At 67.9% G+C, this 14,070-nt stretch carries 13 protein-coding genes; 7 read left to right on the plus strand and 6 right to left on the minus strand.

Going from position 1 to position 14,070, the window contains the following annotated elements:
* Nucleotides 1–158 precede the first annotated feature (158 nt).
* The 3 genes from AB0876_RS22130 to AB0876_RS22140 all read right to left on the minus strand — a co-directional run bounded on the left by AB0876_RS22130 (nucleotide 159) and on the right by AB0876_RS22140 (nucleotide 3,608).
* Nucleotides 159–1,028: a glycoside hydrolase family 16 protein gene (locus tag AB0876_RS22130; RefSeq protein ID WP_491842197.1), complete on the minus strand. Its 870-nt coding sequence runs from the start codon at nucleotides 1,026–1,028 to the stop codon at nucleotides 159–161.
* An 87-nt stretch (nucleotides 1,029–1,115) separates the two neighbouring features.
* A complete protein-coding gene (locus AB0876_RS22135; RefSeq protein ID WP_491842059.1) occupies nucleotides 1,116–1,565 on the minus strand; it encodes a cupin domain-containing protein in 450 nt (149 codons plus the stop codon).
* 183 nt (nucleotides 1,566–1,748) lie between these two features.
* Nucleotides 1,749–3,608 (minus strand): Hsp70 family protein, encoded by a 1,860-nt coding sequence (locus AB0876_RS22140; protein ID WP_526042949.1) that lies wholly within the window; start codon nucleotides 3,606–3,608, stop codon nucleotides 1,749–1,751.
* A gap of 407 nt (nucleotides 3,609–4,015) precedes the next feature.
* Between AB0876_RS22140 and AB0876_RS22145 the strand changes: the two genes are divergently transcribed.
* Entirely contained in the window at nucleotides 4,016–5,524 is a 1,509-nt protein-coding gene (locus AB0876_RS22145; RefSeq protein WP_526042950.1) for an FAD-dependent oxidoreductase, read from the plus strand.
* A 39-nt stretch (nucleotides 5,525–5,563) separates the two neighbouring features.
* The gene (locus tag AB0876_RS22150) at nucleotides 5,564–6,022 is read left to right on the plus strand and encodes a nuclear transport factor 2 family protein (RefSeq protein ID WP_491842062.1); all 459 of its coding nucleotides are present in this window, start codon (nucleotides 5,564–5,566) and stop codon (nucleotides 6,020–6,022) included.
* A gap of 1 nt (nucleotide 6,023) precedes the next feature.
* Here the strand turns inward: AB0876_RS22150 and AB0876_RS22155 are convergent, their stop codons facing one another.
* Nucleotides 6,024–6,677 (minus strand): L,D-transpeptidase family protein, encoded by a 654-nt coding sequence (locus AB0876_RS22155; protein ID WP_169619052.1) that lies wholly within the window; start codon nucleotides 6,675–6,677, stop codon nucleotides 6,024–6,026.
* A gap of 78 nt (nucleotides 6,678–6,755) precedes the next feature.
* On the opposite strand from AB0876_RS22155, the gene AB0876_RS22160 reads away from it, so the two are divergent.
* A complete protein-coding gene (locus AB0876_RS22160) occupies nucleotides 6,756–8,219 on the plus strand; it encodes a bifunctional phosphatase PAP2/diacylglycerol kinase family protein (RefSeq protein WP_526042951.1) in 1,464 nt (487 codons plus the stop codon).
* On the opposite strand, the gene AB0876_RS22165 is transcribed toward AB0876_RS22160, so the two are convergent.
* Complete coding sequence (locus AB0876_RS22165; RefSeq protein WP_526042952.1) at nucleotides 8,173–8,847, minus strand: phosphatase PAP2 family protein; 675 nt, start codon at nucleotides 8,845–8,847, stop codon at nucleotides 8,173–8,175. The two genes, AB0876_RS22160 and AB0876_RS22165, sit on opposite strands and share 47 nt — an antisense overlap.
* 57 nt (nucleotides 8,848–8,904) lie before the next feature.
* Between AB0876_RS22165 and AB0876_RS22170 the strand changes: the two genes are divergently transcribed.
* Genes AB0876_RS22170 through AB0876_RS22180 form a run of 3 tightly spaced genes read left to right on the plus strand, consistent with a single transcriptional unit; the run spans nucleotide 8,905 to nucleotide 11,859 of the window.
* Nucleotides 8,905–9,387, plus strand: coding sequence for a hypothetical protein (locus AB0876_RS22170; protein ID WP_491842065.1), 483 nt, complete (start codon nucleotides 8,905–8,907; stop codon nucleotides 9,385–9,387).
* Nucleotides 9,388–9,445: 58 nt separating this feature from the next.
* Nucleotides 9,446–10,441: a diiron oxygenase gene (locus AB0876_RS22175; protein WP_526042953.1), complete on the plus strand. Its 996-nt coding sequence runs from the start codon at nucleotides 9,446–9,448 to the stop codon at nucleotides 10,439–10,441.
* Nucleotides 10,441–11,859 carry an FAD-dependent oxidoreductase gene (locus AB0876_RS22180; protein WP_491842067.1) on the plus strand — a complete coding sequence of 473 codons (1,419 nt, stop codon included), beginning with the start codon at nucleotides 10,441–10,443 and terminating at the stop codon, nucleotides 11,857–11,859. Before AB0876_RS22175 ends, AB0876_RS22180 begins: the two co-directional genes overlap by 1 nt.
* Here the strand turns inward: AB0876_RS22180 and AB0876_RS22185 are convergent.
* Nucleotides 11,856–12,569: a TetR/AcrR family transcriptional regulator gene (locus tag AB0876_RS22185; protein WP_491842068.1), complete on the minus strand. Its 714-nt coding sequence runs from the start codon at nucleotides 12,567–12,569 to the stop codon at nucleotides 11,856–11,858. The two genes, AB0876_RS22180 and AB0876_RS22185, sit on opposite strands and share 4 nt — an antisense overlap.
* A 121-nt stretch (nucleotides 12,570–12,690) precedes the next feature.
* Here AB0876_RS22185 and AB0876_RS22190 point away from each other — a divergent pair, with 121 nt between their 5' ends.
* Nucleotides 12,691–14,061 (plus strand): sulfatase family protein, encoded by a 1,371-nt coding sequence (locus tag AB0876_RS22190; protein ID WP_491842069.1) that lies wholly within the window; start codon nucleotides 12,691–12,693, stop codon nucleotides 14,059–14,061.
* Nucleotides 14,062–14,070 lie beyond the last annotated feature (9 nt).

Below are 14,070 nucleotides of genomic sequence, written 5' to 3' on the forward strand. Positions count from 1 at the left end.
ACCCCGCCGCCCACCCCCCGCGGGCGCACCGTCCCCCCCGCGCCGGTCCCGCGGCGCCAGCACCCGCCCGCGGCGCTGTAGCCAGCCCCCACCCCCCCCCCCCCCCCACTCCAGCGTGACAAAGCAAGGTATAGCGGGCGGAGGATCGAGAAGAAAACTCAGCCCTGGAAGACGCGGATCCAGTCGACCAGCATCTCGGCCGGGTAGCTGCCACCGCTCGGATCGCGACCACCGGAGCCGCCGACGGCGATGTTGAACACCGGCACCAGGGTGTAGCCCGGGTCATTGAAAGGCCAGTCTTCCAACGAGTTTGCCGGGACCTCGAAGAAGGGGTCCATGCCCGGGGCATAGTCCTTCCAGAAGTACATGCCCTGCGGCGTCCATGACATCCGCCAGGTGTGCCACCCGCTGTCGATGGGGTGCGGGTCGGTGGCGAAGGACTCGCCGTCCAGCCGGGCGTGCACCGTGGAGCCCGACGGCCAGTCCCGGTTGCCGTACCACTCGACCAGGTCGACCTCGCCGCCGCGGACGGGATCGTCGTTGAGGAGCCAGAACGCGGGCCAGGCGCCGTCGGTCAGGCAGTTGAGCTTGACCCGGGCCTCCCACGTGGTGCCGATGCCACCGCGCCAGTTTCCGACGACCTTGGCGCTGGCGTACTTCTCCTGGACGGTGGTGCCCGGGCCGCGCGTCGCGCGGATCACCAGGTTGCCCTTGCCGTCCTGGAAGGCGTGGTCCGTGTCGGTGACGTAGCGGCCCATGTTGAACGGCTTGTCCCACTCGACCGGGTTCTTGATGGTCTCGCGCTCGGGCACCAGATGCCACCACGCCGGATCGGGCGGGGACCCGGCCGGACCGTTGAACTCGTCCTGGAACAGGAACGTCGGTGACGCCGCGGTAGCAGCCGGTGGGGTGGGCGCTCCGGGCGCGGCGGGACCAGGTGCGGCTGGGTCGGCGTTGGCCGTCCCGGCCGGCAGCGCTGCCGCTGCCACCCCCAGACCCATCATGAACATCACACTGCGACGATCCATCTCAGGCACAGCAGAACCTTAACCGAACTCTTACCGAGATATTCGCCCCCTGCCCAAAGTTTCGTGGTCGCAAGCCCGTTTCCCCAGCTAGAGGCATTGGGCGGGCGCGTCGTTCCGCACCGGAGCGTCGGCGGGCAGCGTGTAGGTGACGACGACATCGGCGTCGACGGCGCCTTCGTTGTTCACCCGGTGGGGCACCCCGGCGGGAATGACGACCGCCTGGCCCGCGGTGTACTCCGCAGGCACACAGTCGACCGCGGTCTGTACCACCACGGCACCCTCGTTGATCACCGACTGCTCCGGTCCGGGATGGGTGTGCCAACCGCTGCCGGCCCCGGGTTTGAGCTCCAGGCCGTGCACATGCAGCGTGGTGGGCTGGCCCGCGGTGAACACCCAGATCGGCGCAGTGGTGGTGCCTTTGCCGAGATCGGTGCGCACGACGTCTCCCTCGGCCGGAGTTGCGGCGGCCGGACCGACCGAGACCCCTGCGGCGATGACGGCGGTGGCGCCCACGGCGACGGCATGAATGCGCTTCATCTTTCCTCCCGGTTTTGACCGAGAAGGTACAGCCGAACCACGCGGCCGGCAGGGTATTGCCCCACCCTGCCGTCAGTCGTCGCCCGAGGCCGCCCCTTCCCGCGCGCATGGCACGGAACGTTGCGCCGCCGTCAGTTCAATGTATTGACAATGCGCACAATACTTTTCGGCCCAGCAACACCATCAGGGATAGGGCTGAAACGGATTCTGCGGCTGCTGCTGGTAGGGGTACTGCGGCTGTGGCTGATAGGGGTATTGGGGTTGCTGCGTCTCGCCACGGTTCGGCACCTGGATCGGAATGGGCACCGGGACGAACGGCACGGTGACATACGTCGTCGTCATCGGGTTCGTCGTCGTGGTGGTCGTGGTCGGCGTCGTCGTGGTGGTGGTGGTGGTCGGCGGCGTCGTGGTTGTCGTCGTCGTTGTCGTGGTGGTCGTGACCGGCGGAGGCGTCGTCGTCTGCGTGACGACGTGCGTCTCCGTCACGGGCGGAGGCGGGGGCGGAGGCGCCTGAGTGACGGTGACCGGCGGCGGCGCGGGTGCCTGGGTGACGGGCTCGGGAGCCGGTGGGGGCTCGACCGGCGGCGGGGGTGCGACCGGACTCGGTGCCACCTCCTGCGGAGGCAACGGCTTGGGCTCGGGTGGCTTGACCTCCGAACTCGGCGCGGTACCCGTCGCACTGGTCAACGCATACGTCACACCACCGATGGCGACCAGGACGAGCGCCGCGGCCACCGCGAAAACCGTCAGCGGCAACCGCTCCCACCCGCCACGCGGCTGCTCGATGGGACCCGTCGGCGCAACGTACTGCACCGCCGGGCGCGCCGCGGTCTCGCTGCCGTAGGACTCCACCAGGTCCGGGCCGGTATAGGGCACCACGTCGTCGCCCGCGTCGTCTTCGGACCACGCCAGCGCCCGGAACGTCGACGATGCCTCAGAACCCCCTGCACCGGCAGGCATTTCGGCCAGCGGTGGCACCGCGGCCACGCCAAGGGTAGGAGCCACGCCCGTCTGCGCCTCGGCGTCTGCGGAGTAGGCGGCGGACAACGCCGCACCGATCGCGGCATCCAGTGCCGGTTGCGGAGTAGTCACCACCTGCGCCTGCGAGTGTTGTGAAAGCTGTTGGGTGACAAGCGGAATACTGGCGCCACCACCGATGGTCACCACTGCCGACACCGCCGGCCAGCTGATCCCGTTGCGCTCCAACGCCTTTTCCAGCGCATCCAACGCACCGGCGAGCGGCGCCTGCATCAGCCCCTCGAGTTCGGTGCGGGTCACCCGCACCGTGGCCGAATATCCGGGCAGGTCGACCACCAGGTCGGTGGCGGTCTCCGCCGACAGACGTTCCTTGGCCTGACGGCACTCTTCGCGCAAGCGGGCCAGGGAGCCGACCGCCGCGGTGCCGGCCGGATCGATACCGCCGGCCTGGGCGACACCGTCGAGCACATGGGTCAGCAGCGCCTGATCGATCTGGTCGCCCGAGAAATCGGGATAGCGGGTGGCCTCGTCGATCGGCTCGAAGGCCGCCGCGGCGTCAGCCAGCGTGATGCTGGTGCCGCCGCCGCCGAAATCCAGCAGGGCCACCACGCCGTTGGACGGCAGGCCCGGGTTGGCGCGTAGCGCCGCCAGCGAGGCGACGGCATCGGGAACGAGCCGGGCGGGCCGACCGTCACGCGACAGGCTGGGGTTGTGCCGCAGCGCGTTGCGCAGAGCCCGCAAGGTGGGCGCACCCCAGTGCGCGGGCACCGCGATCGCGAGCTGGTCGGAAGGCCCGCCGACCAGCTCGACCATGGCATCGAGGGCCTCCACCAACAGAGTGTCGGCGGGATAGGACGCGCCGTCGGGCGCCACCAGCGGAACCGGGTCGCCAACCCGTTCGACGAATCCGCCGAGCGTGACACCGGGACCGGATTCGGGCACGCCGACCTGCGGCGTCCGGTCGGTCGACAAGGTCAACACCGAACGCCGGCTGACAGGTTGATTGCCGACACGCGCCGCAACCAAGTTGGTGGTCCCGATCGACAACCCCAACGGGCCGCTCATAACGCACGCCACGATAGCCGCACTGCAGCCCCGGGGCCCCTCGACACTCCGCAGCGACCCGGCGAAGCCCGTTCCGCCGGTGCGGTTTTGACTTCGTCAGCAACGCTCACGTGACACACAGGAACATTGATGGTTACTGCAGATGGCGGCCAGGCGGGCTACCTGGCAACAATTCTCCAGGCGGCTGTGACGAGCGTGCAGCTTCTCGGGCCGGACGTCGAGCGCCCGTCGCGAAAGCCTGCACACTCGCCACAGCGGCCCGGGCGGGTATTGCACCCGACTGAGGAATCGACCGGGCTTTCCAACCCCCACACCCAAAGCTGTTACCCATCAATGCTTCTGACGCCGCCCAGAAGCACCCTCCGCACCTACGTTTGAGTTCCCCACCTGCGGGTACAGCCACAACCGTGACGTCTCTCTGGCTTGCCGACCGCCCCGAGCACCGCATCGTGCCCACTCTCGACGAGGAATCCGCGCGCAGTGCAGACGTCGTCGTGGTCGGCGCCGGGATCACCGGCCTTGTCACCGCCGTCCTACTGGCACGGGCCGGGCGGGATGTGCTGGTCCTGGAGGGGCGCACCGCGGGTGCGGGCGCGACCGGCAACACCACCGCGAAGATCAGCCTGCTGCAGGGCACCCGGATGACCGACATCGTGGGCAAGCATTCGCCCGAGGTGGCCCGGCAGTACGCCCAGGGCAACCTCGAAGGTCAGCAGTGGCTGATCGACTACTGCGAGCAACGGCAGATCGGCCTGCAGCACGAGGACGCCTACACCTACGCGCAGTCACCTCGCGGGGTCGCAAAGGCCAAGGCCGAGCTGAAGGCCTGCCAGACCGCGGGCCTGGATGTCGAGTGGGTCGACGACGCCGACGTGCCCTTTCCGTTCCACGGCGGAGTCCGGTTGGCCGATCAGGCTCAGTTCGATCCCATGCCGTTCCTGGACAGCCTGACCGCCGAACTGCACGAACGCGAAGGGCGATTGGTCGAGGGCGCCAGGGTGCAACGCGTCAGCCATGACGGTGGGGCCCGCCTCAAACTGCGGGTGCGGACGAACACCGGTACCGACGTCGACGTACTCGCCAATCGCTGCGTACTGGCCACCGGCGTCCCGATTCTGGACCGCGGTGGATTCTTCGCGCGACTGACTCCCCACCGCTCCTACTGCATGGCGTTCCAGGTGCCGGGCAATATCACCCGCGGCATGTTCATCTCGACCGATTCCCCCACCCGCTCAATACGTTCGGCGCCGACTGCCGAGGGAGAGCGACTCATCGTCGGCGGCGCCGGCCACCCAGTCGGGCGCGGCAGCGACCCCGCGGCAGCCACCGACGAGCTGGCGTCGTGGGCCAAGCAGCACTGGCCCGGGTCCCTCCAGACGCACTTCTGGTCCGCGCAGGACTATTCACCCATCGACGCCCTTCCTTACGTCGGCCCGATCCTGCCGGGGCACGAAGAGATCTTGGTGGCAACGGGTTTCGACAAATGGGGCATGACCAACGGGGTGGCGGCCGCACTGGCGCTGACGGGCCGCATCCTGGGCGGTCGGATGGACTGGGCCGAGGCCTTCGCAAGCTGGAGCCCACACGAACTGTCCGGCATCGCCACCGCGGTGCAGGCCAATCTGACCGTCGGGCTGAATATGGCCAAGGGCTGGATCGCTCCGGTCACCCGCATCGGTAAGCCTGCCACCGAGGACTGCGGCGTGGTCAGCGGGCCGCCGTGGCATCTGGAGGCACGCAGCGTCGTCGACGGAGTCGAGCGCACCGTATCGCCCGTGTGCCCCCACCTGGGCGGCATCGTGAATTGGAACGACGCCGACAAGTCCTGGGACTGCACACTGCACGGGTCCCGCTTCGCGCCGGACGGCACCCTGATCGAGGGACCGGCCACCCGCGACCTCACGCGTTCGGCATAGCGTCACACCCGCTGTGGCCGGTGTGCTCCAATGTCGGGCATGGGTGACATCGACGACATCAAGCAAGTCAAATACCGGTACCTGCGTGCGCTCGACACCAAGCACTGGGACGAGTTCGCCGACACCCTCACCGAGGACGTCGCGGGCGACTACGGACAGTCCATGGGCAAGACGCTGCACTTCACCGAGCGCGGCCCTCTGGTGGAGTACATGAAGGCCTCGTTGGGTCCCGAGGTCATCACCGAACATCGCGTCGCACACCCCGAGATCGAGGTCAACGGCGACGACGCCACCGCCACCTGGTACCTCCAGGACCGCGTGATCGTGCCGAGCATGAACTTCATGCTGTTCGGCTCGGCGTTCTACCACGACACCTACCGCCGCACCGCCGACGGCTGGAAGATCAGCAGCACCGGCTACGACCGCACCTATGACGCCACCCTCTCGCTGGAGGGTCTCAACTTCAATCTCGAACCCGGTGCTGCGCTGAATCTTTGAGCTATTGCGCGACGGCGATCACGGCGCCCGGCCGTAGCCACTGCATGATCTTGACGAGCATGGCGTCGTCGATCGCCACGCAACCGGCGGTCGGCCCGCCATCAGTGGTGTGCACGAAGAACGCACCGCCGTTGCCGGGCACCCGCGCCTTGTTGACGCCCATCACGATGGCGTGTTTGTAGGCGGTGATGTCGAGGTTCTCGGTGCCGCTGGCCGGGTCGGTGTTGAACGGGCACTGCGCCTTCTTGCACACCTGCATGGTGTTGTAGGTCGGGCTCTTCATGTCCCCGTCCCACCAGTGGTCGGGTGTCACCTGGACGTACTGCAGCCCGCCACCGGGATTGGGGGCGGTGCCGAACGCGAAGTCGAGGGTGAAAACGCCCATGGGGGTCTTCATCTCCCCGTCATGGGTCTGCGGGGCCATGCCATTGGAGCCGATGTTGGCCGGAATCCCGGCGGCTACCGGCTGCCAGCCTGCCGGCCCGCGTTGCCAGACATCCATCTTCGCCTTCGAACCACCCACTCCGACAACGGAAATCACCTGGGTGGCGTTGCCCACCGAGGGGGCGAACCAGGGCGGGTCGACGGCGCCGGCCGTGGGCGCGCATGCCAGAGCCAACACCCCGGCACACAGCATGGCGAGCAGACGGCGCATCCGTCCATCGTCGCCGCTGCCCCTCTCGGCCCGGTAAAGCTTGGAGCACGATCCGGTCGCGACAGATACGTTGGCGGGATGGATGTGCGCGCGATCGGCAAGGGCCTCGGCACCTTGGACCGTGAGGTCTTCGAGGCGGTGGCCGAGTCACCGAGCCCCTTACTGGATTCCGTGATGCCCGGGCTGACCAGGGCCGCAGACCACTCCAAGCTGTGGTTTGCCATCGCGGCCGCCATGGGCGCGCTGGGCGGCACATCGCTGCGGCGCGGCGCCGCGCGCGGCGTGGTCAGCCTGGCGGTGACCAGCCTGGTGACCAATCAGGTGGCCAAGCGAATCTGGCGGCGACCACGACCGGACCGAAGCGTGATCCCACTGGCCCGACGGACCCGACGTGTGCCCACCTCACATTCCCTGCCGTCAGGACACTCCGCGAGCGCGGCGGCCTTCGCGGTGGCCGTCGGCCTGGAATCCCCGGCCGCCGGCCTGCCGCTGGCTCTGCTGGCCGGCCTGGTCGGCCTGTCCCGGGTGGCCACGGGTGCGCACTATCCCGGCGACGTGTTCGCCGGGTTCGGCATCGGCGCCGCCATCGCGGTCATCGGCGCCCGCATCGTCCCGACCATCCCGGCCGCCACCCTTCCCCGATCCGAACCGCTGCGATACCGCACCGAGCCCCGACCGGACGGCGCCGGCGTCGCACTGGTGATCAACCCGGCCTCCGGCGACGGGACGGGCGCGCGGATCGTCGACGACGTGCGCAAAGCCCTGCCGCGCACCGAGATCGTCGAACTCGGCGACGACGATGACATCGAGACGGTGTTACGCGAGACGGCGGCCCGCGTCGACGTGCTCGCAGTGGGCGGCGGCGACGGCACGGTGGCGTGCGCGGCGGGCATCGCCGTCGAGGCGGGGGTCCCGCTCGCCGTGTTCCCCGGCGGGACGTTCAACCACTTCGCCAAGGACATCGGCTGCGACACGGTGGCCCGCACCGTGACGGCGATCAAGGACGGCGCCGCGGCCTACGTCGACCTGGTGTGCCTCAACGAGGAACGCATGGTGATCAACACCGCCAGCATCGGCGCCTACCCGAACTACGTACGGATGCGCGAGAAGCTCGAACACCAGATGGGCAAGCGACTGGCCGGGATGTACGCGCTGTACCTGACGCTGCGCCGGGAAGCTCCGGTGCGGATCAGCTACGACGACAAGACCCTTGAGACGGAACTGTTCTTCCTGGGCAATTCGACGTACTTCCCGTCCGGGTTCGCTCCATCACAGCGGCCACGTCTCGACGACGGTCTGATCGACGTGCGGATCCTGGAGACCGGGCGGCGGTTCAGCCGGCTGCGCATCGCGACGGCGGTCGCGTTGGGCCGGCTCGAACGCAGCCCGCTCTATCACGAGCTTCAGGTGCCGGAGTTCCGGTTCGTCGCGGTCGACGGGCCCACCACACTGGCCCATGACGGCGAGGTGGGTGAGGCGCTCAGCGAGGCGAGCTTCACCGTGCGGTACCGGGCGCTACCGGTGTTTCGTCCACTGCCATGACCGTCGACGGATACGGCGGGTACAGCAGGAACACCACCACGAACCACATGTAGCCCAAGGCCCAGCCGGCCACCACATCCGAGGGATGGTGGACGTTGAGCACGACCCGGCCCACGCCGATCGCGACGATGACGAGCGCCCCGGCCGCCACCCACCAGCCCCGCAGGTTGGGGCGCAACGTCGGCCACGCCAGGGCCGACAGCGCGAGCACCGAGACCATCACACCCATCGCGTGCCCGGACGGGAACGAGGTGGACAGGGCGTGGACCAGCGCGGTGGACGGGCGCGGCCGGTCGGCCAGGAACTTGGCCACCTCGGTCGTCACCGCGCTGAGCTCGATGGTCAACACCAGGTACCACGCGATGCGCCACCGGCGACGCACCAGCGCAATGACGATCAGCACCAACGCCAGCAACCGGAAGGCGAACGGCCCGAGCACGGTGCAGAACACGTCCCACGCGGTCACCCAGCCCGGGTGCGCCGAGCCGTACCGGTACGGACCTGCCAGCCCCGCGGCATCGACATCGGCCAGCCAGGCCCACTGCATCGCGTAGCCGATCCACAGCGCCGCGTACACCACGGCGGCCGCCACCGCGGTCACGATCAGCCATCTGGCACGGGATCCCACCAGATAATCTCTACCAGCTCCCATCGATTTGCCATGTTTGCGCGCTACCGTCGAAGCATGGCTCTGATCCTGCGAAAGCTGATGCACATCGGCGGACTGCCGGAAGGTCTGCGATCAGAGGCCGAAGCCGAGGGCATCCTCTTCCTGGCCGAGTACATCCCGGTGACCAGGCGTTTCACCGGATCGATCCCGGGAACGCGCTCGGCCGGGAGCGTCGCCAGCTACGCCGGTTCACTGGTTCTCACCAACTACCGGGTACTGGCCACCATGTCCACCCTGCCCAAACTCGCCGGCCGCAGCATCGACCAGCCGTGGTCGGCCCCGCAGGTCGGTGCGGTGCATGCCGAGCTCACCGAGACCGGGCTCACCCTGCAGGCCGACGTGGCCCAGATCGACCGGCGCGGTCACGGGAAGCTCTCACTGCACTACAAAACCGAGATCCCCGACGAGGTGCTGACACGACTGCCGCGTCGGTCGCTGGCCTTCGACGTCGGCCCGGAATACGTGTTCCGCGCGGTCGGCGTGCCGTACCACCCGTAGCAAACTCCGTCACAAATCAGGTATTTACCGAGACCCGATGTCTCGGTAAATTGTCGCCATGGCTTCCACCTCGCCCGACACCGCACGCCTGGATGCGGACTACCGGGATCTGCTGCAGACACTGTCCGAGGGCTCCGTGCGCCGCCGCTTCGATCCCTATCTGGACATCGCGTGGGACTCCCCCGATCTGGCGATCGACCTCGACGATCCGCGGTGGGTGCTGTCACCGAACGTCGACCCGCTCGGCGCCACCGCCTGGTACCAGCGCCAGCCTTTGGCCCGCCAGATCGAGATCGGCCGGTGGCGGACACTCAACTCCGTCAAGGTCGGCGCGGCGTTCGAGAGCATCCTCATCCGCGGGTTGATGGCGTTCATCATGAAGCTGCCCAACAACTCGCCCGAGTTCCGTTACGCGTTGCACGAGATGACCGAGGAGTGCAACCACATCCAGATGTTCCAGGAGCTGGTCAACCGGTCCGGCGTCGACGTGCCCGGCATGCGGCCGCTGTTCCGCCGGCTGTCGCCGTACATCGGCCTGGTCGGCCAGTACTCGCCGACGGCGTTCATGGCAGGCATCCTCGCCGGCGAAGAGCCGATCGACCATTTCCAGAAGGGCCTGATCCGCGAGGGCGCCAACATTCCGCCCGCGGTGCTGCGCACCATGCAGATCCACATCGCCGAGGAGGCCCGCCACATCTCCTGGGCGCACGAGTTCCTCAAAACCCATATGCCGCAACGATCGTGGCGGATGAAGACCTTCGCGTGTGTGGCGTTCCCGTTGACGCTGCGCTGGCTGGCCCATGAGATCGTGGCGCCCCCGAAGTCGTTCGGCGAGGAGTTCGGGATTCCGCGGGCGGTGATCAAGGACGCGTTCTGGCGCAGCCCGCACTCACGCAAGATCCTGTCCGGCTACTTCGGTGAGATGCGTTCTCTCAGTGAGGAGCTCGGGTTGATGAGCCGGGTCGGCCGGTGGGTGTGGAAGCGCTGCGGTATCGACGGCGAGGCCGCCCGCTACCGCGGCGTGCCGGACCGTGAAGCGGTTGCGCTCGCCTGATGCCGCACGTCATCACGCAGTCCTGCTGCAGCGACGCCTCGTGCGTCTACGCCTGCCCGGTGAACTGCATCCACCCCACGCCCGACGAACCCGACTTCCACACCGCCCAGATGCTCTACGTCGACCCGGTCGAGTGTGTCGATTGCGGCGCGTGCGTGTCGGCATGCCCGGTGGATGCGATCAAACCGCATACCAAGCTGATCGCCGCGGAGGACGTGTTCACCACGCTGAACGCCGATTTCTATGCCACACCCCGACCCCGCCCGGTCCTGGCGCCGGTGGTGCCGCCGTTACAGGTGCGCGCGGGCGACCTGCGCGTGGCGATCGTCGGGTCGGGCCCGGCCGCGATGTATGCCGCCGAAGAGGTGCTGACCATTCCCAGCGCCCAGGTACGGGTCTATGAAAAACTCACGCAACCCTACGGTTTGGCCCGGTACGGGGTGGCCCCCGATCACCAGCGCACCCGCGGGGTGACCCGGCAGTTCGACCACATCACCGCCGACCCCCGACTGTCGATGCGTCTGGGAGTCGAGGTCGGCAGCGACGTCACCCATGACGATCTGCTGAATGAGCACCACGCAGTCATTTACGCCGTAGGTGCCTCAACCGACCGTCCGCTCGACATCCCCGGTATCGACCTGCCCGGCGTCACCTCAGCCACCGACTTCGTCGCCTGGTACAACGGTCACCCTGAACACGCGGGCCGCTCCTTCGATCTGTTCCATCGACGCGCCGTGGTGATCGGGAACGGCAATGTCGCACTTGACGTCGCACGCATCCTCACGATCGACCCGGACCTGCTCGCGGGTACCGCCATCGCGCCTGAGGCCCTGGAAGCGCTGCGCCACAGTGCAATCGAAGAGGTGGTCGTGGTCGGGCGACGCGGGATCGAGCAGTCCGCGTTCACCGTCCCCGAACTGGTCGGACTGTGCTCCACACCGGGTGTCGACGTCGTCGCGCGTGACGAGGACCTACGGATGTTGTCCGGGTCGGATCCGCGGTCCGCGATTCTGCGCGCCGCGCCACGCGGAGCGGGCCATCGCCGGATCGCGCTCGAATATCTGCTGTCACCGACCACGATCCGCGGCCGGTTCGCGGCCACCGGTGTGGAGTTCGTCCACAACGAGCTGGTCGCCGCGGCTGACGGATCAGTGCGGGTGAAATCGAGTGGGCGCGAACGGGTTATCGACGCCGGTCTGGTGCTGACGTCCATCGGTTATCGAGGCCGGCGTGTTGCGGGCCTGCCGTTCGACGAGCACACCGCCACGGTCCCGCACGAGGGCGGCCGGGTCACGCCGGGCGTGTACGTCACCGGCTGGATCAAACGTGGGCCGACCGGCTTCATCGGGACCAACAAGTCCTGCGCCCAGGAAACCGTGCGGAGCCTGGTCGGCGATTACAACGCCGGACTGCTCTAGCGCGTGGTCAGCGCGGCGATCACGGCCGTGAACTCGTCGTCGCGGTTGATCTCCAGGCCGCTCGCGCGGGCCGCGCCGTCCAGGACGTACCAGGCGAAGTCGGCCAGGTGCGTCACGACCTCTTCCCGTGACCGCTCCGGCGCCGCGCCGCGGATCCAGGCCGACAAGCTGGCTTCCACCATCGTCACCACCGCGAACGGAACCGTCTTGAACGCGCTGTCGTCCACCCCGATGGTCTGGGCGATCGCGGCGATGACCTCCTCGGACTGCCTGGTCATCCGGAGCTTCAGCTCGCTGACCGCGTCGAGTGAGCCGTCGCTCTCGAACGTCGGACCGCGCCGGACGAAGTCATCGAGCCGCGGGTGATCGAGCATCCAATCGGCGACCGCCGCCACGGTGCGGGTCAGGATGTCGCGCAAGGAGCCGTTGGAGACATCGAGGTTGGTGTCGAGAACCGCGGCAAAATCGTCGAACACCCAGGACCGGACGCGTCGCTCAAGCTCGTCCTTGCCGGTGAACTGCCGGTACACCACTGACTTCGCCACCCCGGCGCGCTCGGCGATGCGCACCATCGAGATCTCCGTGCCGGGCGGATTCTCCTCGACCAATGCCACCGCAGCCTGCAGGATCTGGGCGCGCCGCTCGGTGTTGTGCTGCTCCCAGCGGGCCTCATAACCGCTGACCGCAGCGGGATCGGTGGCGGTCGGCATGGGTCCACCCTACCGACGGCGCCGCGCCCGATACGCCGGATAAGTAGCTCTCGATGAGCCAAACGGTTGCGGGCGGCGCATTCAGGCTGTTCGGTCGTAGTGTGGACGGAAAGGATGTGACGTGACCGAGCCGCAACGGCAGAACCTGCTGATCGTGCACTGGCATGATCTGGGGCGCTACCTCGGCGTATATGGCCACCCGGACGTGACCAGCCCGCACCTCGACCGCCTCGCCGCCGAGGGAGTGCTGTTCACCCGCGCCCACGCCACCGCCCCGCTGTGCTCACCGTCGCGGGGCTCGCTGTTCACCGGCCGCTACCCGCAGAGCAACGGCCTGGTGGGCCTGGCCCACCACGGCTGGGAGTACCGCGCCGGGGTACGCACGCTCCCGCACCTTCTTGCCGAATCAGGCTGGCACACAGCCCTGTTCGGTATGCAACACGAAACTTCGCAGCCGGCCAATCTGGGGTACGCCGAGTACGACGTGTCGAACTCGTTCTGCGAGTATGTCGTCGAGCAGGCCAACGCCTGGCTGACCGCACCGCCGCGGCAACCGTTCCTGCTGACCGCCGGGTTCTTCGAGACGCACCGGCCGTACCCGCGCGACCGATACGAGCCAGCCGATTCCGCGTCCGTCGAGCCTCCCGACTATCTGCCCGACACCACCGAGGTGCGCGACGACCTCGCGGAGTTCTACGGCTCGATCGCGGTCGCGGACGCCAAGGTGGGCGAACTGCTCGCCACGTTGACCGCGACCGGTCTCGACGAGAGCACGTGGGTGGTGTTCATGACCGACCACGGGCCGGCATTGCCCCGGGCCAAGTCGACGCTGTACGACGCGGGCACCGGCATCGCCTTGATCGTGCGCCCGCCGCGGGGGTCTGCTGTGGCGCCGCGCCGCTACGACGAACTGTTCAGCGGGGTCGATCTGCTCCCCACCCTGCTGGACCTCCTCGGCGTCGAGATCCCCGACGAGGTCGAGGGGCTGTCCCATGCCAGCAACCTCACGGCGACGCCTACGGAAACCGCAGAGGTCCGGTCCGAGGTGTACACGACAAAGACCTATCACGATTCTTTCGACCCGATTCGCGCCATTCGCACAAAGGAATACAGCTATATCGAGAATTACGCGGCGCGGCCATTGTTGGACCTGCCGTGGGATATCGCCGACAGCCCCTCGGGACGTGCACTCGGCGATACCGTCCTGAGCCCGCGTCCCGGTCGCGAACTGTACGACCTCGTCGCGGACCCGACCGAGAACAACAACCTGCTGGGAGCGGACGCCACCGACAAGGCCGAGGCGATCGCGAACGACTTGGCACTGTTACTGAACGACTGGCGCGAGAAGACGCTGGATGTCATTCCCTCTGAATTCGCCGGCACCCGGATATCGGAGCGTTACACCGAGACGTATCTGCATATCCATGGCCGTCCCGCCACCAGCAGATCGGCCATCGCCGCCGACCGCGGCATCACCGATACCCGCCAATAGTTTTCCTCA

Origin of the sequence: Mycobacterium sp. NPDC049093, from assembly GCF_040704635.1 — a bacterium.
GTDB lineage: Bacteria > Actinomycetota > Actinomycetes > Mycobacteriales > Mycobacteriaceae > Mycobacterium.